Annotated in this window: 16 protein-coding genes and 1 riboswitch; of the genes, 7 read left to right on the top strand and 9 right to left on the bottom strand. The window is 70.1% G+C overall.

All coding sequences use genetic code 11. The annotated features are described in order from the left end of the window. Positions 1–9 precede the first annotated feature (9 nt). Positions 10–1,506, bottom strand: coding sequence for an MFS transporter (locus ON31_RS06090; protein ID WP_039810168.1), 1,497 nt, complete (start codon positions 1,504–1,506; stop codon positions 10–12). Positions 1,507–1,643: 137 nt separating this feature from the next. Between ON31_RS06090 and ON31_RS06085 the strand changes: the two genes are divergently transcribed. From ON31_RS06085 to metX, 3 genes are all read left to right on the top strand, one after another. Continuing rightward, positions 1,644–2,342 carry a TetR/AcrR family transcriptional regulator gene (locus ON31_RS06085; RefSeq protein ID WP_051036913.1) on the top strand — a complete coding sequence of 233 codons (699 nt, stop codon included), beginning with the start codon at positions 1,644–1,646 and terminating at the stop codon, positions 2,340–2,342. Positions 2,343–2,354: 12 nt separating this feature from the next. Further along, positions 2,355–2,465: riboswitch (SAM riboswitch) on the top strand. 94 nt (positions 2,466–2,559) lie between these two features. Further along, complete coding sequence (locus ON31_RS06080) at positions 2,560–3,885, top strand: bifunctional o-acetylhomoserine/o-acetylserine sulfhydrylase (RefSeq protein WP_039810165.1); 1,326 nt, start codon at positions 2,560–2,562, stop codon at positions 3,883–3,885. Beyond that, complete coding sequence (metX, locus tag ON31_RS06075; protein WP_172544794.1) at positions 3,882–5,033, top strand: homoserine O-acetyltransferase MetX; 1,152 nt, start codon at positions 3,882–3,884, stop codon at positions 5,031–5,033. The genes ON31_RS06080 and metX overlap by 4 nt, the downstream gene beginning before the upstream one ends. A 96-nt stretch (positions 5,034–5,129) precedes the next feature. Here metX and ON31_RS06070 read toward each other — a convergent pair whose 3' ends face one another. Next, the gene (locus tag ON31_RS06070) at positions 5,130–5,444 is read right to left on the bottom strand and encodes a DUF3017 domain-containing protein (protein WP_255221999.1); all 315 of its coding nucleotides are present in this window, start codon (positions 5,442–5,444) and stop codon (positions 5,130–5,132) included. A gap of 194 nt (positions 5,445–5,638) precedes the next feature. Between ON31_RS06070 and ON31_RS06065 the strand changes: the two genes are divergently transcribed. Together ON31_RS06065 and ON31_RS06060 are read left to right on the top strand one after the other, a co-directional pair. After that, positions 5,639–6,103: a tRNA (cytidine(34)-2'-O)-methyltransferase gene (locus ON31_RS06065; RefSeq protein WP_029923806.1), complete on the top strand. Its 465-nt coding sequence runs from the start codon at positions 5,639–5,641 to the stop codon at positions 6,101–6,103. Positions 6,104–6,220: 117 nt separating this feature from the next. Then, positions 6,221–6,877, top strand: a complete 657-nt coding sequence (locus ON31_RS06060) for a Uma2 family endonuclease (protein ID WP_039810277.1) — start codon at positions 6,221–6,223, stop codon at positions 6,875–6,877. An 18-nt stretch (positions 6,878–6,895) separates the two neighbouring features. Here the strand turns inward: ON31_RS06060 and ON31_RS06055 are convergent, their stop codons facing one another. After that, positions 6,896–7,126 carry a DUF167 domain-containing protein gene (locus ON31_RS06055; RefSeq protein ID WP_039810162.1) on the bottom strand — a complete coding sequence of 77 codons (231 nt, stop codon included), beginning with the start codon at positions 7,124–7,126 and terminating at the stop codon, positions 6,896–6,898. A 236-nt stretch (positions 7,127–7,362) separates the two neighbouring features. Then, entirely contained in the window at positions 7,363–10,764 is a 3,402-nt protein-coding gene (locus tag ON31_RS06050; protein ID WP_039810160.1) for an error-prone DNA polymerase, read from the bottom strand. Between the two features lie 182 nt (positions 10,765–10,946). Here ON31_RS06050 and ON31_RS06045 point away from each other — a divergent pair, with 182 nt between their 5' ends. Then, a complete protein-coding gene (locus ON31_RS06045; protein WP_039810158.1) occupies positions 10,947–11,915 on the top strand; it encodes an SDR family NAD(P)-dependent oxidoreductase in 969 nt (322 codons plus the stop codon). Positions 11,916–11,983: 68 nt separating this feature from the next. Here ON31_RS06045 and ON31_RS06040 read toward each other — a convergent pair whose 3' ends face one another. Then, positions 11,984–12,949 (bottom strand): ferredoxin family protein, encoded by a 966-nt coding sequence (locus tag ON31_RS06040; protein WP_039810156.1) that lies wholly within the window; start codon positions 12,947–12,949, stop codon positions 11,984–11,986. Then, positions 12,946–13,506 carry a YdeI/OmpD-associated family protein gene (locus ON31_RS06035; protein WP_029923801.1) on the bottom strand — a complete coding sequence of 187 codons (561 nt, stop codon included), beginning with the start codon at positions 13,504–13,506 and terminating at the stop codon, positions 12,946–12,948. The genes ON31_RS06040 and ON31_RS06035 overlap by 4 nt, the downstream gene beginning before the upstream one ends. Before the next feature lie 107 nt (positions 13,507–13,613). Here ON31_RS06035 and ON31_RS06030 point away from each other — a divergent pair, with 107 nt between their 5' ends. Beyond that, on the top strand, positions 13,614–13,988 hold the full coding sequence (locus ON31_RS06030; protein WP_039810154.1) for a nuclear transport factor 2 family protein: 375 nt from the start codon (positions 13,614–13,616) through the stop codon (positions 13,986–13,988). A 56-nt stretch (positions 13,989–14,044) separates the two neighbouring features. On the opposite strand, the gene ON31_RS06025 is transcribed toward ON31_RS06030, so the two are convergent. The 3 genes from ON31_RS06025 to imuA' all read right to left on the bottom strand — a co-directional run bounded on the left by ON31_RS06025 (position 14,045) and on the right by imuA' (position 17,631). After that, a complete protein-coding gene (locus tag ON31_RS06025) occupies positions 14,045–14,803 on the bottom strand; it encodes an alpha/beta fold hydrolase (RefSeq protein WP_039810274.1) in 759 nt (252 codons plus the stop codon). A 170-nt stretch (positions 14,804–14,973) separates the two neighbouring features. Next, positions 14,974–16,560, bottom strand: coding sequence for a DNA polymerase Y family protein (locus ON31_RS06020; RefSeq protein WP_039810271.1), 1,587 nt, complete (start codon positions 16,558–16,560; stop codon positions 14,974–14,976). 282 nt (positions 16,561–16,842) lie between these two features. Further along, a complete protein-coding gene (gene imuA' / locus ON31_RS06015) occupies positions 16,843–17,631 on the bottom strand; it encodes a DnaE2-dependent mutagenesis accessory factor ImuA' (protein ID WP_370450403.1) in 789 nt (262 codons plus the stop codon). Between the last annotated feature and the right edge of the window lie 174 nt (positions 17,632–17,805).

Genomic DNA, 17,805 nt, shown 5'->3' with positions numbered 1-17,805 from the left:
ATACGAGGATCAGACGCCCACGTGAACCGGCTTCTCCGCGCCCTCGAGCAGGTTCTCCGGCTTGTCGCGGATCATCAGCGCGATGATGGGCAGGGCGATGAGGAAGAAGCCCGCACCGATGTAGAACGCCACGTCGTAGCTGTGGATGGCGGCCCGGGCCATGACATTGTCGATGGTCGGATTGTCGGCCACGTACCGCTGCGCGACCTGCACCGAGATGGTGGTCAGCAGGGCCGTGCCGATGGAACCGCCGACCTGCTGCGCGGCATTGAGCAGCGCGCTGGCCACCCCGGAATCGGCCTCGTCCACCTGATGCAGCGCGGTGGTCTGCATGGCCACGAAGACGCCACCCATACCGAGTGCGATGAGCGTCATGGCGGGCAGCACCGACGCCGCGTAGCCGTCACCGAAATCGAGCTGGGCCAGATAGAGCAGCCCCAGCATGCCCAGCGCGGTCCCGGCCAGCAGCACCGGGCGCGGACCCAGCTTCGGCAGTACCGCGCTGGCGATACCCGCCGACACCACGATGCCGATGGGGAACGGCAGGAAGGCGACACCGGCCTTCAGCGCCGAGTACCCGAGGGTGATCTGCAGGTAGTAGCTGAGGTTCAGGAACATGGCGAACATGGCGATTGGGATGAGCAGCGCCACCAGGAACGAGCCGCCCCGGTTGATCTCCCCCGGGATGCGCAACGGCAGCAGCGGATTCGCGGACCGGTGTTCGATGACCACGAAGGCGACCAGCAGGGCCGCGCCCGCGGCCAGCAGCCCGAGGGTGGATGCCGCGCCCCAGCCGTTCTCGGCCGCGCGGGTGAAGCCGTAGACGATGGCGATGAGCCCGAGGGTGCCGGTGATCGCGCCCGGCAGGTCGTAGCCGCCGGTGCGCGGCGCGGGCTCGTCCCTGACGACGAAGGCGTACGCCCCGACCAGTGCCAGCAGTGCGACGGGGGTGTTGACCAGCAGGCACCAGCGCCAGTCGGCGTACTCGGTGAGCGCGCCGCCCGCGATCAGCCCGATGGCCGCGCCGCCCGCCGAGACGCCCGCGAAGACACCGAACGCCTTGGCCCGCTCGGTGACCTCGGTGAAGGTGATCGACACCAGTGACAGCGCCGCGGGTGCCAGCAGCGCCGCGAACGCACCCTGCAGGCCGCGCCCGGCGAACAGCTGTCCGGCGTTCTGCGCGAGCCCGGCCAGCGCGGAGGCGGCGGCGAAGCCGACCAGGCCGATCAGGAAGATGCGGCGTCGGCCGAGGTAGTCGGCGAGGCGGCCGCCGAGCAGCAGCAGGCCGCCGAAGATGAGGGTGTAGGCCGTCAGCATCCACTGCTTGTCGGCCTCGCTGATGTGCAGATCCTGCTGCGCGAAGGGCAGCGAGATCGTGACGATGGTGGCGTCCAGCACCACCATGAGCTGCGCCAGGGCGAGTGCGCCCAGGGCCAGCCAGCGCTTGGAAGCGCTTGTCTGTCTGGATATTTCGTCGGGTTCGCGAGTCGCGGTCGCAGTGGTCACGTCGTTCTCCTCAGGGCATTCCGAACAACCCGGACCATACTGGCACCCACCGACAAATGACGTCAAGCGAAAAATGTCGCACTCAGACAGATGGCTGTTAATGACACAATTCGGCCCGATAGCGATAGACTGAGGCAATGTCCGAGTCGTCAACGCCTGCCGATCTCCTGGAACGCCGTCGACCGGGACTGCGCGAACGCAAGAAGCAGCAGACCCGCGAACGCATCATCGATGTGGCACTCGAGCTGTGCGACGCCCAGGGTTTCGACGCCACCACCGTCGAACAGATCGCCGACGCGGCCGACGTCTCACCACGCACCGTGAACCGGTACTTCGAGAGCAAGGAAGAGATCGTCATCGCCCCCATCGAGGTATGGGGGCAGGCCATGGCCGAGTATCTGCGGGCGCAGCCGCCGCACGACAACGAGCTGCAGGCGATGCTGGACGGCTTCCTGGCCCTGACCGACCGCATCATCGAAGCCGATGAACCGGTGCCGTTCCGCTGGTTCCAGCAGATGCAGAACATCATCCGCGGCAGCGCCGCGGTGCGTGCCCGCAGTCTCGACGCGGGCGAGCACAAGACCCAGCAGATGTGCGACGTGCTCGCCGAGCGCATCGGCCAGCCCGCGGACAGCCTGCCGGTGCGTTTGCTGCTGGGTACCTGGCACACGATCATGCGGGTCGGCACCGAGGTCGAGGCCGTCGACGGCAACTGCGCCACCTCCGCCCGGGGCATGGCCGACGCCGTGGTCGCGGCCTATCGCGAATTCCTGCGTATCTGCGGAAACGTCTGTGTGTCCAGCCCCACTTCGGACTCCGACCCCTCCGCCCGCTAGAATCTCGCATCAGGTCAAGAGCATCAGCGTCAAGCCCCGGCTTGCTGATCGGCAACCCTCCAGCTGCGGTGGGGTGCTCCGGGTGAGGACCGGGCGCTCGAAGGCCGAGCGCAAGCGCACTGTAGGAGGTCTACCGAAATGTGTTGTTGTCGAAGCCCATTCGCCTTCCGATAACGTCAGACTTCCCGCCATTCGGCGACTTTTCTTGGAGCAGGACATGAGTGACTCGACCGCGCCCATCGAACCGGCCAACTGGTCTTTCGAGACCAAGCAGGTGCACGCCGGACAGGCTCCCGACGCCACCACCGGGGCCCGCGCGCTGCCGATCTACCAGACCACCTCGTACGCCTTCCGCGACACCGAACACGCCGCCGCACTGTTCGGACTGGCCGAGCCGGGCAATATCTACACCCGGATCATGAACCCCACCCAGGACGTGGTGGAGCAGCGCATCGCCGCCCTGGAGGGCGGCGTCGCGGCGCTGCTGCTGGCGTCCGGACAGGCCGCCGAAACTTTCGCCATCCTCAATCTGGCCGCCGCCGGGGATCACATCGTCGCCAGCCCGCACCTCTACGGCGGCACCTACAACCTCTTCCGCTACTCGCTGCCCAAGCTGGGCATCGAGGTCGGCTTCGTCGACGATCCCGACGACCTGGAGCAGTGGCGGGCGGCGGTGCGACCCAACACCAAGGCGTTCTACGGCGAGACCGTGGCCAACCCCAGCAGCGCGCTGCTGGACATCCCGGGCGTCGCCGAGATCGCCCACGCCGCCGGGGTGCCGCTCATCGTGGACAACACCGTGGCGACGCCGTACCTGATCCAGCCGCTGCGCCACGGGGCCGACATCGTGGTGCATTCGGCCACCAAATACCTTGGCGGACATGGCTCCGCGGTCGCGGGCGTGATCGTCGACGGCGGCGGATTCGACTGGACCGGGCGCGACGAATCCGGCGCGGCGCGGTTCCCGGGCTTCACCACCCCCGATCCGAGCTACCACGGCGTGGTGTACGCGGATCTGGGTGCGCCCGCCTTCGCACTCAAGGCGCGGGTGCAGCTGCTGCGCGACCTCGGCTCGGCCGTCTCGCCGTTCAACGCCTTCCTCATCGCCCAGGGCATCGAGACGCTGAGCCTGCGGGTGGAGCGGCACGTGGCCAACGCGCAGGCGGTCGCGGAGTTCCTGGCCCAGCGGCCGGAGGTGCTGTCGGTGTCCTACGCCGGGCTGCCGTCCTCCCCCTGGTATGAGCGTGGCAAACAGCTGGCACCGAAGGGTGTGGGCGCGATCGTGTCCTTCGAGCTCGCCGGGGGCGTCGATGCGGGCAAGAAGTTCGTGGACGCGCTGGAGCTGCACAGCCATGTCGCTAACATCGGGGATGTGCGTTCCCTCGTCATCCATCCGGCCTCCACCACGCATTCGCAGCTGACGCCGGAAGAGCAGCTGGCCTCCGGCGTCACACCGGGGCTGGTGCGGTTGGCCGTGGGTATCGAGGGTATCGACGACATCCTGGCCGATCTCACGGCCGGACTGACGGCGGCGGCACGTTGACCGTGAACATCGAATCGAGCACGTCCCGGGAGACGGTGGAGGCGCTGCTTCCACCGTCCGACGGGACGCTCGGCAGTATTGCCATCGGGGACGTCGAACTCGAGAACGGGGCGGTCGTCACCGACGTGACGCTGGCCGTACAACGCTGGGGCGAACTCTCGGCGAATCTGGACAACGTGGTGCTGGTCGAGCACGCGCTGACCGGTGACTCCCATGTGGTCGGGTCGGCGGGTTCGCCGCCCGGCTGGTGGGAGGGCACCGTCGGACCCGGTGCGCCCATCGACACCCGGGAGTGGTGTGTCATCGCCACCAATGTGCTCGGCGGCTGTCAGGGCTCGACCGGACCCGCCTCCCTGGCCCCCGACGGAAAGCCTTGGGGCTCACGATTTCCCGATATCTCCATCCGTGATCAGGTGACCGCCGAGGTGCGGCTGTTCGATCTGCTCGGGATCGAACGGCTGGCCGCGGTGGTCGGCGGCTCCATGGGCGGCATGCGGGTGCTGGAATGGATGATCGGCCATCCCGACCGCGTCGGCTCCGCCCTGGTGCTGGCCGTCGGCCCGCGCGCCACCGCCGACCAGATCGGCACCCAGACCACCCAGATCGCCGCCATCACCGCCGATCCGGACTGGCAGGGCGGCGACTACCACGGCACCGGGCGCGCGCCCATGACCGGCATGCGCATCGCCCGCCGTATCGCGCACCTGAGCTACCGCACCGAATTCGAACTCGACCACCGCTTCGAGAACCACGCCCAGGGTGACGAGAACCCTTGGGACGGTGGTCGTTACGCGGTGCAGAGCTACCTGGAATATCAGGCCGACAAACTCGTCTCCCGCTTCGACCCCGGCACCTACATCCTGCTCACCGAGGCCATGAACCGGCACGACGTGGGCCGCGGCCGCGGCGGGATCGCCACCGCCCTGACCTCCACCCCGGTCCCCTGCATCGTCGGCGGCGTCGACTCCGACCGCCTGTACCCGCTGCGCACCCAACAGGAACTGGCCGACCTGCTACCCGGCTGCAAGGGCCTGGAGATCGTCCGCTCCCGCGACGGCCACGACGGCTTCCTCACCGAAACCGAGGCGGTCGGCAAACTCCTCACCGAAACCATGGACCTGGCCCGCGCGGCCCGCGACAACCGCTGACGGCCGCGACGGCACCCGGCCTCCCGCACCACACGCGGCAACCACGGACGGCCGCGCCACGGCAGCCCGGCGGTCATACGCGGATCTCCGCCCGATCTAGGTGATGCCGAGCGGGTTGACCGTGGCGGCCAGCACGATGATGGCCGAGCCCAGCGCGGTCAGGGCGACCACGTCGAACCATTTGCCGCGCACCGCGAGCAGGCCGACCTGTTCGGCGGGCAGCAGCATGCGGAAGGCCGCGGCCAGCAGGGCCGCGCCGCCGATGAACACGGCACCGCGTCGCCAGCGGTCCCAGGCCAGGAAGACGACCGCCACCACCAGCACCGCGGCCACCAGGATGAGCGGCAGATGGGTGCGGACGGATGCGCCGATGCGGCTGCTGCGGCTCTCGGGGGCGGCGTGGGCACTCACGCGCCGCAGTCTAGCGGCGGGGCGGTTTCCACCGATACGGCCCGGTCGAATCCACCCGGCAACGCCACACCGCCCCGCAACGCCACCGCCACACCGGTCGGCTACCCCACCACCCAGCAACGCCACATGGCCCGGCAACGGCCGCGCCGCCGGTCCGGCACAGCGGCGCGACCCCCGTCTGGTTGACTGGCGGGGTGTTCCATCTGGTGTTCTACGAGCCCCGCATCCCGCCGAATACCGGCAACGCCATCCGGCTGGCCGCCGGGACCGGATGCCGACTACACCTGATCGAACCGCTCGGCTTCGACCTATCCGAGCCCAAGTTGCGGCGGGCCGGATTGGACTACCACGACCTCGCCTCGGTCACCGTGCACAAGGATCTGGCCGCCGCCTGGGACGCCATCCGCCCCGAACGCGTCTTCGCCTTCACCGCCCAGGCCACCACGCACAGCACCGCCGTCGCCTACCGCGAGCACGACACCTTGCTCTTCGGCCCCGAACCCACCGGCCTACCCGCCGAGGTCCTCGCCGACCCGCACGTCACCACCCAGGTGCGCATCCCCATGCTCCCGGGCCGTCGCTCCATGAACCTCTCCAACGCCGCCGCCGTCGCCGTCTACGAAGCCTGGCGACAACTGGGCTTCCCGGGCGCGGTGTAGTGACAGACGCGCGCCGACACGGTCTACTGGCACTGACAACACCTGACATCGCGGACGAAACCGTCTGCTTCTCGTGAATCCGGGAAGGCCGTGGACATGGCGAAATATCCTGAGGACATGTCCGTACCCCACCTCGAGCAGCCCGATATCCCCGAGTACATGACGTGGGAGGAGCTCGAGCGGCTACCGGAGGAGATCGCCGAGCAGATCGAGCTGTGGAACGGGCGGGTGATGTGGATGCGACGTGGCCCGGCCGAGCATCAGACGTTCACGAATCTGCTCTGGAGCGCACTGCGCCGATGCGCACGCTCGGATGTGACCCGCCATCCCGATCACTGCTGGCGCGTCACCACCGAGACGAACGTCTTCTTCGGCGCCAGCGGAAAATCCGACTTCGTGACACCGGACTTCCTGATCCACCGCTGCCTCGAAACCCCGTACCAGGATGTCCGCGCCGCCGATGTCCACCTCGTCGGCGAAGTGCTGTCTCCCGGCAACACCGCATCCGATATCGAGGCGAAGAAGGCACGCTACGCGCGGGCAGGTATTCCGCTGTACTGGGAGGTGACGCTCGCCCGCGAGGCCAGCGTCATCGAGAAGGTGCGCGCCTTCGCGCTGCAAACCGAACCCGGCCATCTGGTTCCGGCGGGCGTACACCTGCTGCACACCGCCAACTACCTCATGGCTGCCGAGTGGACCGCGGCCGACACCGACGGCATCGAGTTCGACTTCCCCTTCCCCATTCGCATTCCGTGGGAAGAGCTGGCGTTCTGATCTCGGTCGTCGGCTGCCTCAGTCGTCGATATCGAAGCGTTTGAAGCGGGAGGTCGCGCCCGCGGTGAGGCGGACGGCGGATTTGGGCACGCCGTAGTGGGCGGCGAGGAGTTCGCAGGCGGCCCTGTTGGCCTTGCCCTCCACGGCGGGGGCGCGGACGTAGAGCTGGAGGGTGCCGTCGGGAAGGGTTTCCACCAGCGGCCCCTTCTTGCTGTTCGGTTTGATCGTCGCGCGGACCACGGTCGGCACTGAGACTCCCTTCGACGCGCACCATTCTCCCCGCGAGCACTCCCGCACCGAACCCGGACCGCTCCGGCGGGTGGCTCTCGCGGGTGCCGCACCGGCGGCGGGCGCGACTGGCGATAGAACGGTCAGCGTTGCGGAGGCAGCGTGATGGAGCCGACCACCACGCCGTCCGAGGACGTCGGGGCGGCAGTCCGCTGCGAATCCAGTAGCCATCGCGGCGTGAGCAGTAGCGTCGGCGCTCAGCGGAAGTCGCGGGACTTCGCCTCGATGCGCAGGTCCATGCGTTGCAGGTGGTCGGCGACCACCGTGATCGCCCCCTCGGCGTTCTGTACGCGCCCGCGGATCAGCAGGGCGGGCGCGCTCTGGGCGAGGCGGCGGTAGCGGGCCCAGAGGCCCACCGAGCAGACCACGTTCACCATGCCGGTCTCGTCCTCCAGGTTGAGGAAGGTGACGCCGCCCGCCGTGGCGGGGCGCTGCCGGTGCGTGACCGCGCCGCCCACCAGCACCCGCGTGCCGTCGCGAATATCGGCGAGGTGGGCGGCGGGCACCACTCCCAGCGCATCCAGTCGCGGGCGCAGGAACTCGGTGGGATAGCTGCCGGGTGAGACGCCGGTGGCCCAGACGTCGGCGGCGGCCAACTCCAGCTCGCTCATACCTGGCAGGGCGGGCGCGGCGGTGGCCGCGCCCGTGCCGGGAAGGCGATCCGGACGTTCCCCCGCCGCGGCCCCGGCGGCCCACAGGGCTTGGCGGCGGGTGATGTCGAGACTGCCGAGCGCACCCGCCGTGGCCAGCGATTCCGCCTGCGGGACAGTCAGTTCCACGCGGTTGGTGAGGTCGAGGAAGGACCGGTAGGGGCCGACGGACAGGCGGGCGGCGACGATCCGCTCGGCCAGTTCGTCGCCGATGTGCCGCACCGCGGCCAGCCCCAGCCGGATCTCCATCCCCCGCCGTTCCAGCGTCGCTTCGGCGAGACTGTGATTGATATCCGGCCCGTGCACCACCACCCCGTGCCGCCGGGCGTCCGCCACCAGCGACTGCGGCGAGTAGAACCCCATCGGCTGCGCCCGCAGCAGGCCCGCGCAGAATGCCGCCGGATGATGCAGCTTGAACCACGCCGAATAGAACACCAGCGAGGCGAAGCTCTGCGAATGGCTTTCCGGGAAACCGAAATTCGCGAAGGCGTAGACCTTCTCGTAGATGCGGTCGGCCACCTCGCCGGTAATGCCGTGCAGTTCCCGCATACCCCGATAGAAGCGTTCCCGCAGCCGCTCCATCTTCTCCGGTGACCGCTTGGAGCCCATGGCGCGGCGCAGCTGATCGGCCTCGGCGGCGGTGAATCCGGCGACGTCGACGGCCATCTGCATGAGCTGCTCCTGGAACAGCGGGATGCCGAGGGTGCGTTCCAGCGCGTTCGCCAGCGCCGGATGGTCGTAGGTGACCGGCTCCAGCCTGTTGCGACGGCGGATGTAGGGGTGCACGGAGCCGCCCTGGATGGGCCCGGGACGGATCAGGGCCACCTCCACCACCAGGTCGTAGAAGTTCCGCGGCCGCAGCCGCGGCAGGGTCGCCATCTGCGCGCGCGACTCCACCTGGAACACGCCCACCGAGTCGGCGCGCGAAAGCATGTCGTACACAGCGGTTTCGGTGAGGTCCAACCGGTGCAACTCCACGGTCTCCCCCTTGTGCTCACGCACCAGGTCGATCATGTAGCGCAGGGCGGAGAGCATGCCGAGACCGAGCAGATCGAATTTCACCAGCCCGGCGGCGGCGCAGTCGTCCTTGTCCCACTGCAACACACTGCGTCCCGGCATGCGCGCCCATTCGGTGGGGCACACATCGGCGATGGGGCGATCGCAGATCACCATGCCGCCGGAGTGGATGCCCAGATGCCTGGGCAATCCCTCCAATTCACCGGCCAGGGCGAGGACGTCGTCGGGAATGTCGGTGTGCTCCTCCTTCGCGACACCCGTCCAGCGGCTCACCTGCTTGCTCCAGACGTCCTGCTGTCCGGACGAGAAGCCCAGTGCGCGTGCGGCATCGCGCACCGCGGACTTACCCCGATAGGTGATGACATTGGCCACCTGCGCCGCGTACTCGCGCCCGTACTTGGCATAGACGTGCTGGATGGCCTCCTCGCGGCGGTCCGATTCGATGTCCACGTCGATATCGGGCGGGCCGTCGCGCTCGGGCGCGAGGAAGCGTTCGAACAGCAACTGATTGGCGACCGGATCCACATTGGTGATGCCGATGGCGTAGCAGACGGCCGAGTTGGCGGCGGAACCCCTGCCCTGGCACAGGATGTCGTTGTCGTGGCAGAAGCTGACGATGTCGTGCACCACCAGGAAGTAGCCCGGGAACCGCAACCGCTCGATCACCTCGAGTTCGTGCTCGAGTTGCCGGTACGCCTGGGGGTTGTGCGCGGGGGGACCGTAGCGGCGGGCGGCCCCCCGGTAGGTGAGTTCGCGCAGCCACGAGGTCTCGTCGTGCCCCTCCGGCACGTCGAAGGGTGGCAGCCGCGGGGCGATCAGGCGCAGGTCGAAAGCGCATTCCCGGGCCAGTTCGGCGGCATTGGCCACCGCCTGCGGGCAGGCCGCGAACAGCCGCGCCATCTCGGCTCCCGACCGCAGATGCGCGCCGCCGGTGGGGGCGAGCCAGCCCGCCATTTCGTCGAGACTCTGCCGGGCCCGGATGGCGGCCAGCGCCATGGCCCGGCGGCGCTGTGGTGGCGCGGCGAAATGCGCTCCGGTGGAGGCGATCACCGGCAGGCCGAGCCGGTCGGCCAGGGCGAGCAGCCGGGCATTGCGCTCGTCGTCGGTGGGTATGCCGTGGTGGGTGAGCTCCACGCTCACCCGGTCCGGTCCGAATCGTTCCATCAGATCCCGCAGTGCCGCTTCGGCTTCCGCGTCGCCCCGCCGCAGCGCCTGCCGCACATGCCCTTTCCGGCAGCCGGTCAGCACCTGCCAGTGTCCGCCCGCCGCCGCGGTGAGCCGGTCCAGGTCGTAGCGCAGAATGCCCTTCTCGCCCGCCGCCATGTGTGCCGCCGCCATCTCCCGGGACAGCCGCCGGTACCCTTCCTGCCCGCGCGCCAGGATCAGCAGATGCGGTCCGGCGGGATCGGGTGCGCCGGTGCGGGGCTCGGAATCGCTCGGCACGGGCGAATCGGCTGGGCGTCCGCGCGTCCGAGCTCTGCCACCGGACGCGGTCGGGTAGCTCGAGGCGGGCCGGCCGCCGCGCGGGGCGAGGTGGGCGCCGGGGCGAGCGGCGCTGCCGAGGGAGAGTTCCGCACCGAAGACGGTGGGCATACCCCATTCGCGGGCGGCCTCGGCGAAGCGCACGACACCGTAGAAGCCGTCGTGGTCGGTGAGGGCGAGGGCCTCGAGGCCGAGGCGGACGGCCTCCTCGACCAGTTCCTCCGGCTGGCTGGCTCCATCGAGGAAGCTGTAGGCGGAGTGGGCGTGCAGTTCGGCGTAGGGGACGGTGGGTTCGTCGGGGCGGTGCAGCGGTGCGGCGCGGTAGGGCTCGCGCTTGCGAGACCAGGCCGGGCTGTCGCCGCCGTCGCCCGCGGGGACGGTTCGGTTCGGGCGTCCGGAGAGCACCCGTTCCAGCTCCGACCAGGTCGGCGGTCCGTTGTGCCAGCCCACGACACCTCCTCCGCACGCACTTCAGGAATCGAACTCGTGTTCGATAGTCAGCGACTGTACACGCATTCCAACCGGGCGGTTTGTATTAACTCGAGCCCATCAAGCCAACCTCGGAACTCACCCTGGCATTGGAACTTACTTTGGAGTAAGTTCGAGCCAATCCGACCTGCAAAGGAGCAGTCATGAGCGAAACGACAGGCGACGGCTACCGGGCCCGTCGACGCGCTCGCCGGGACCTGTCCGGCAGACACGTCATCATCACCGGCGCGTCCTCCGGCATCGGCCGCGCGGCCGCCTCGGCCGTGGCCGAGAAGGGAGCGACAGTCTTCCTGCTCGCCCGCCGCGCCGAGGAACTGGCCGTGGTGGTCGAGAAGATCCGGGCCGAGGGCGGCGACGCCTACGCCTACCAGTGCGATGTCACCGACGAGGACTCCGTCGAGAAGGCCGTGACCCAGATCCTCGACGCCCACGGTCACGTGGACATGCTGGTCAACAATGCCGGGCGCTCCATCCGCCGCGCCGTACACCGCTCCACCGACCGCATGCACGACTTCGAGCGCACCATGGCGGTCAACTACTTCGGCGCGGTGCGCATGACCCTGGCCCTGCTACCGCAGATGCGCGAGCGCAAATTCGGCCACATCGTGAACATCTCCAGCGCCGGAGTGCAGGTCGCCACGCCGCGCTTCGCCGCCTACCTGGCCTCCAAGGCCGCCCTCGACAAGTTCGCCGAGGTGACCGCGATCGAGATGCTGGCCGACAACATCACTTTCACCACCATCCACATGCCGCTGGTGCGCACCCCCATGATCGCCCCGAGCGGCAATCAGGGCCCCTCGGAATCCCCCGAATGGGCAGCCGCCACCATCGTCCGCGCCCTCACCGACCGTCCCAAGCGCATCGACGTCCCGCTGGGCACCCTCGCCGAATACGGCAGCCTCATCACCCCGCGCATCAAGGACCGCATCCTGCACCGCTACTACCGCGCCCTCCCCGACTCCCCCGCCGCCAAAGGCGAGAAGCCCGAGGAGACAACACAACTGGAAATCCTCCCCCCGAAACGCCACCGCCGCGAAGTGCCCCCCGCCGTCCGAGCCACCGGCACCGCCCTCCGCCGCGCCGCCCGCCTCGTCCCCGGCACCCACTGGTAGCACCGCGAGGGGGGAACCGGTGGCGGAGCGCTCTCGCACGATGCCGCCACCAGTTCCCCTCGCGGGGGCTACGCCAGCTGGTGGAGTTGGGCGGGGTGTAGTGCTTTGACCGGTTTGGGGGCGGCTCCGCAGCTGGCTTGGCGGGGTGCGTAGGCGGAGGTGTGGACGGTGACCTGCCAGCGGCGGCCGTCGCGGTGGGTGACCTGCGCCGCGCCCGCGAAGGTGGCGGGGTCGGCGGGTGCCGTCTCATCGCCGAGCCGGGCGGCAACCGTTTCCGGGTCCGGGACGGTCGCCACGGTGAGGGCGTTCAGGGCCACGGCGGTGTCGTCGCCGATATCGCGCAGGTGTTCGCGGACGGTGATCTCGGCTACCTGCTCCACCGGGGAATGGCCGCTGCGGCCGCGGAAGCCGGTCAGGGACAGCGTGTTCCGGTCGGCGGCGGCGAGTGTTTCGAGGGCGGTGTCGGCGGTCAGGCGGCCGTAGGTGAGGCCGGACGGGAGCAGCACCACGGCGGGGGCGAAGCGGTGGCCGCCGGTGTGGGAGCACTCCCAGACGCGGCCGGGATATTCGGCGGCGAGGCGGGCGGCGATGGGGCGGCCGAGGCGGGCACAGCACTGGTCGCGCTTGCCGTGGGCGCAGACCAGCACCGGTGGATCGGCGACGGGTGCACCGATTCCCGGGGGCGGGCCGTTGAGCAGGTGCGGGTCGAAGTCGAGCAGCTGGTTCAGGTCGGTGATCTCGAAACGTTCGCACCAGGGACGCTCGGGGTGCGAGCTGACGAGCAATACCGTTCGGACACCGGTGAACTCGTGGCGGCCCGGTCTGCGGATGAGCGTCGGACGCACACGGGCGGCCTTGGTGCGGGCGGCCAGTCCGGCGGTGATATCGGGGCCGAGCACCTCGTCGCCGATCACATCGCGCCCCCACGCCCCGGGCTGCTCGACACACAGCCAGCCGGTGACGTGGGTGGCGCTGCCGGGTAGCGGCACCTCCCACGCCGCCGTCGTACACGGCAGACCCACGAATGCCGTCACAGCGGCTGCCCGTCGATGAGTTTGCGAATCATCTGATCCAACCGCCGCGCCCGGGTCTCCGGCCGCACCGCGCTGCCGAGCTGCTGGCCGATCTCGACACTGATCTGATCGGGCAGTGTCTCGAAGAACGCCGCCGCCTCCGGATGCTTCGCCAGCTCGTCCAGGAAATCCTGCGGCAGTTCCCGCCCGTAGGCATTGTCCCAGCGGCCGTCGGACTTGGCGCGGTCGATCTCGGCCTGCCCGGCCGGATGCATGAGTCCCTGTTCGATCAATTCCTCGGCGTAGCCCACATTGCGCTGCGACCACGAGCTGCGCGGCCGCCGCGGTGTGAAACTCTGTAGATAGAACTCGTCGTCGAGCCGCCGCGCCTGCCCGTCGATCCAGCCGAAGCACAGCGCCTGACGCAGCGCACCGGCGTAGTCGAGTGATATGTAGCCGGTGCCCCGCTTCGCGAATTTCAGCCAAACCCCGTCCATGGCGGCGTGATTGGCCATCAGCCATTCCCGAAACTCCGCCTCCCCGGCGAAGAACAGGATCGGGCGATCTGATGCGGACACGATCTCACTGTAGAAAACGCCGCCGACACGTGGCGCAAACGGGCCACCCGTCCTGCCCCGGACAGCGTCGTACCGGCGGAAATCGGACGCGCTCGTAGGGTGGAGGCATGACCGATAAGGAATTACTGAACGAACTCCTCGCGGTCGAGCGTCGAGGCTGGGACGCGCTGTGCACCAGCACCGGGGCGGACTTCTACGGCTCGCTCATGACCGAGGACGCGGTGATGGTGCTCGCCAACGGCATGGTGCTGGACCGCGACGGCGTCATCGACTCGCTGAAGAACGCTCCACCGTGGCGGACCTTCGAGTTGGAGAGTCCGCGCCTGGTGGACGCCGGAGACAGCACGATCCTGGTCTACACCGGCATCGCGTACCGCGAGGGTGCCGAGCCCGCCTTCCGGGGCATCATGACCAGCGTCTACGTCCGCGTCGACGGGGACTGGCGGCTGGCCTGCTACCAGCAGACGCCGATTCCGGACTGACGTCACCCGCCAGGACCGCGGCCGGGCGATGCCGCCGGCGAGCCGCCCCTGCGTGGTCAGTGCCGGAGGAACGGCAGGACCGCTGCCTCGAACTCGTGGTAGCGGTCACGGTGGATGCTGTGTCCGCAGCGGAAGGTGTGCACGGTGCAGTCGGGGATGCTGACGCGCAACTGCTCGACCTTGTCCGGGTCGACCATGCCGCCGGGGCCGCCGCGCAGGAACAGCGTCGGCGCGGCGATATCCGCGAGACCCTCCCACCATTCCGGATACGGCTTGCGGAACTGCTCCAGGGCGGTGCGGGTCATGGAGCGGTCGAAGGCCAGCACGGCGCGCGGATGGCGCAGCAGGCTGGTGGTGGCGTGCCACAGCTCCGGCACCGAGGGCAGCCGTCGGGTCAGGGTCACCTGTTCGTCACCGGAGCGCAGCGGTAGCGGTTGCTCCTCGATCACCAAGCGGCGCACCAGTTCCGGACGTCGCATGGCCAGCCACGACACCGCGTAGCCGCCCAGCGAATGGCCCACGAAATCCGCCGATTCGAGACCGAGCCGATCGCACAGCCGCAGCAGGTCGCCGCCGAATTCGGCGAACAGGTACGAGTCGGCGTGCGCGCTGCGCCCGTGCCCACGCAGATCCGGAACGATCACCCGCCGCCCACGCCGCGCCAACTGCCGCGCGAACCGATCCCAGGTGTGACCATCCCCGCCCATACCGTGCACCAGCACCACCGGCACCGTGTTCGCGGCCCGCTCCGCCCCGGAATCCCGATAGGCGATGAGCACGTCCTCGAACGCGACCCGCGTGACCGTCGACTCCACGATCAGCCAGCCTACGGGGCGCGCCCGCACCGCGCCGCCGGTTGTGCGCGGCACCATACTGCTGGCGACCATCGAGTACTTGTCGAGCCACCCCGAAGGCGTTCCGCCGCCGCCTCGTGCAGATCGCGGTCAGGCTCGATCCGCCGCGTCCGGTGTGAACGGGTCGGCCGTCACTCGTAGAGGCCCTCCACATGCCAGGCGTGGTCGTAGGCGAGCAGGAGCAGGGCGCGGGTGTCGCCGTCCAGCAGCACCTGGGCGCGGGCCACGTAACCCTGTGGGCTCCGGGGGGTCCACCAGCGATCGTCGAGGGGCCAGGGTCCGGCCCAGCCGAGCAGCCGCCAACTGCGGGAACCCCAGTGCAGATGCGTCGGATCGGTGGTGAAGAGACCACGGTCGGTGACCCAGACCGGGGTGCCGTCGGCCGCCTCGAGCCGGACCCGCGGGCGGTGCGCCAGGATGACGGCGGGGGCGGGTTCGGGCAGTCGCCCCGGCCACGGTTGCGCCGGATCGGCCGCGGGCACCAACTCCTCGCCCAGGGTCACCATGGTGATCCGCTCCTCGGGACCGCGCCCACCACTGAGCACCCCCACCCGGACCGCCTCCCCGCCCAGCAGCCCCTGCACCCGAGCCAGCGCCCGCCGTGCCCGCGCCTCCTCCTCCCCGACCCCGCCCCACAGGCCCAGCTGGAGCGCCCCCGCCGACACCACCTCGACGGGTTCCAGCCGCAGCAGGGTGATGGGGGCGGTGGGCGCGGGCGGATCCGCCCGACCGCCGCGGCGGGTGAGCCAGCCGTCGAGCTGCCAGCGGATGCGGTCGGCGGTGCTGTCGGGAGTGAGGGGTTCGGCGCAGCGCCAGGTGCGGGAGAGGTGTTCTCCGGCAGCGGTTTCCGCCTGGATCGACAGGCGGGTGCAGGCCACCGCGGCGGCGGCGAGGAGTTCGTGCAGCTGGGCGGCGAGCATGCGGCCCGCGAAGGCGGCGGCGTCCACGCGGTCGATGGGCGGGTCGCAGCGGTATTCCACGGTGAGGTCGGCGGCGGACGGCCGGGTGCCGGGTCGGCGTTCGGGTCGGGCGAGCGCGCAGCGGTGTGCGGCGATGGCGTCCGCGCCGAAACGGGAGGACACCTCGGCGGGAGTGAGCGCCGCGAAGTCGCCGATGCGGCGTAATCCCAAGCGGTGCAGCAGATCCACCAGGTCCGCGCGTTCCGGTGCGGACAGGGCGGGTTCCACCGCGAGTTCGCCGATCGGCAGCGGCGCGAGGAAGGCCGCGCCGCCGCCGGGCGGCACCAGGGTGGCGCGCCGCGCGGCGAACACCGCCGTCGACAACTCGTCGGCGATCCCGATCTGGCATTCCACCCCTACCGCCGCCACCGCGTCCACCAACCGCTCCGCCGCCGCCTCCTCCGACCCGAAATACCGCGCCGCGCCCCGAGCCGCCAGCACCAGCAGCCCCGGCCGCAACACCTCCACCCCCGGCACCGTCGCATCCACGGCCGCCACCACCGGCTCGAACGCCCGCGCATCCCGATCCGGATCATCCTGCACCACAAGCAGTTCCGGACACCGAGCCTGCGCCTCCCGCCGCCGCAACCCGCGCCGCACCCCCTCGGCCCGCGCCACCGCCGTACAGGCCACCACCCGATTCGCCGAGAACACCGCCACCGGCCGGGTCACCGGCACCCCCGCCACGGCCGCCGCCGCCACCGCGGGCCAATCCGGACACCACACCGCCAACACCCGAGATGTGGACCGCCCGCTCACGTCGACCACCCGAGCGCTCCCTGCCCGTCGACCGGCCACGAGGTTCGCGCCGTCCCGATGTCGTGACAGCGCGCTGTCGAATCGCTCCGCACTGTCGTCTGGAGCTGCCCAGGCTCAGGACGTTTCGCCGCTACGCGGGTGACAAACGCCGCGGCACAACCGGGCCGGTGCGAACAGGCCGCCCGTTCGGGCCACCACGCATTCGTTTCCGCCATGGCGACAGCGGTACGGGCCGACCGACCGTGGCTCGGCGGCGGCGCGGCCGCGCCGGGTCCCGCCGGTTCAGGAGGCGGCATGGCGGGCGAGAGGTTCGGCGCGGGCGTGGGAAGACGCGGTGGGGTGGGCGGGGTCGCTGTGGGCGGGGCGGAGGGTTTCGACGGGCGTGTGCTCCCATTCGACGCGGCCGTTGCGGGGGAAGGTGGCGAGGCTGCCGTGGCGGGGTGGGAGGGAGCGGCCGCGGACGGAGACGTCGAGGCGGACGGTGCGCAGGCGGCCGCAGCCGCGGCCGAGACCGTCGTAACCGGTGACCTTGGTGTCGATGTGCAGGGAGGGGCCGGACCAGGAGCCGCCGGTGACCACGAGGGTGGAGCTGCGGGCGCGAGCGCGGGCGGAGAGCACGCGGGCGCGCGACGGCGGCACGGCGGCCCCGTCGAGGCCGAGGACGACCAGGTCCAAGCCGTCCAGCAGGACCGAGGCCACCTCCAGGCGGTCGGGGCCGGGGTCCGCCACGACCGCCAGGCGGCCCAGCTGGGCTCCCATTTCGGCGGCGGCCAGCAGACCGAGACGGGGGAGACCGACCGCGGCGGCGTGCCCTCCGGCACCGGTCACGGCGGCCAGCAGACCGGAGAGCAGGGAGCTGGCTCCGGTGTAGGCGACCACCGATCCCTTGGCCAGCCCGCCCTCGGGCAGCAGCTCCACCAGCGCGGGTGGGACGGGCAGCGCTTCCCGTCGAAGCGCACCGGACGCCGCGGCTCGTCCGGCCGGATCCGCGCCGCGGGCCGGGATCGCGGCCATCCGCCGCCGCAGCTGCTCGAGCTGCTGCCCCCGCACCTGCCCCGCCGAACCCATCATCGACCACCTCTCCCACCGATGGATCCGCCGCTACCGGATCCCGAATACCCAGCACCGATCCAGCTACCCACAAAATTCGAATATACGTTCGAGTGCAATCCAGTAGAACCCGGCACCTCGGTCACGTCAAGGGGGAGTGGCGCAAACGACGAGTTTCGAAGCAGGCCCGTCGGG

The organism is Nocardia otitidiscaviarum NBRC 14405 (assembly GCF_000308635.1).
Taxonomy (GTDB): Bacteria; Actinomycetota; Actinomycetes; order Mycobacteriales; family Mycobacteriaceae; genus Nocardia; species Nocardia otitidiscaviarum.
Note: the sequence above shows the minus strand (reverse complement) of the source record. Positions and strands in the feature narration are given on the sequence as shown.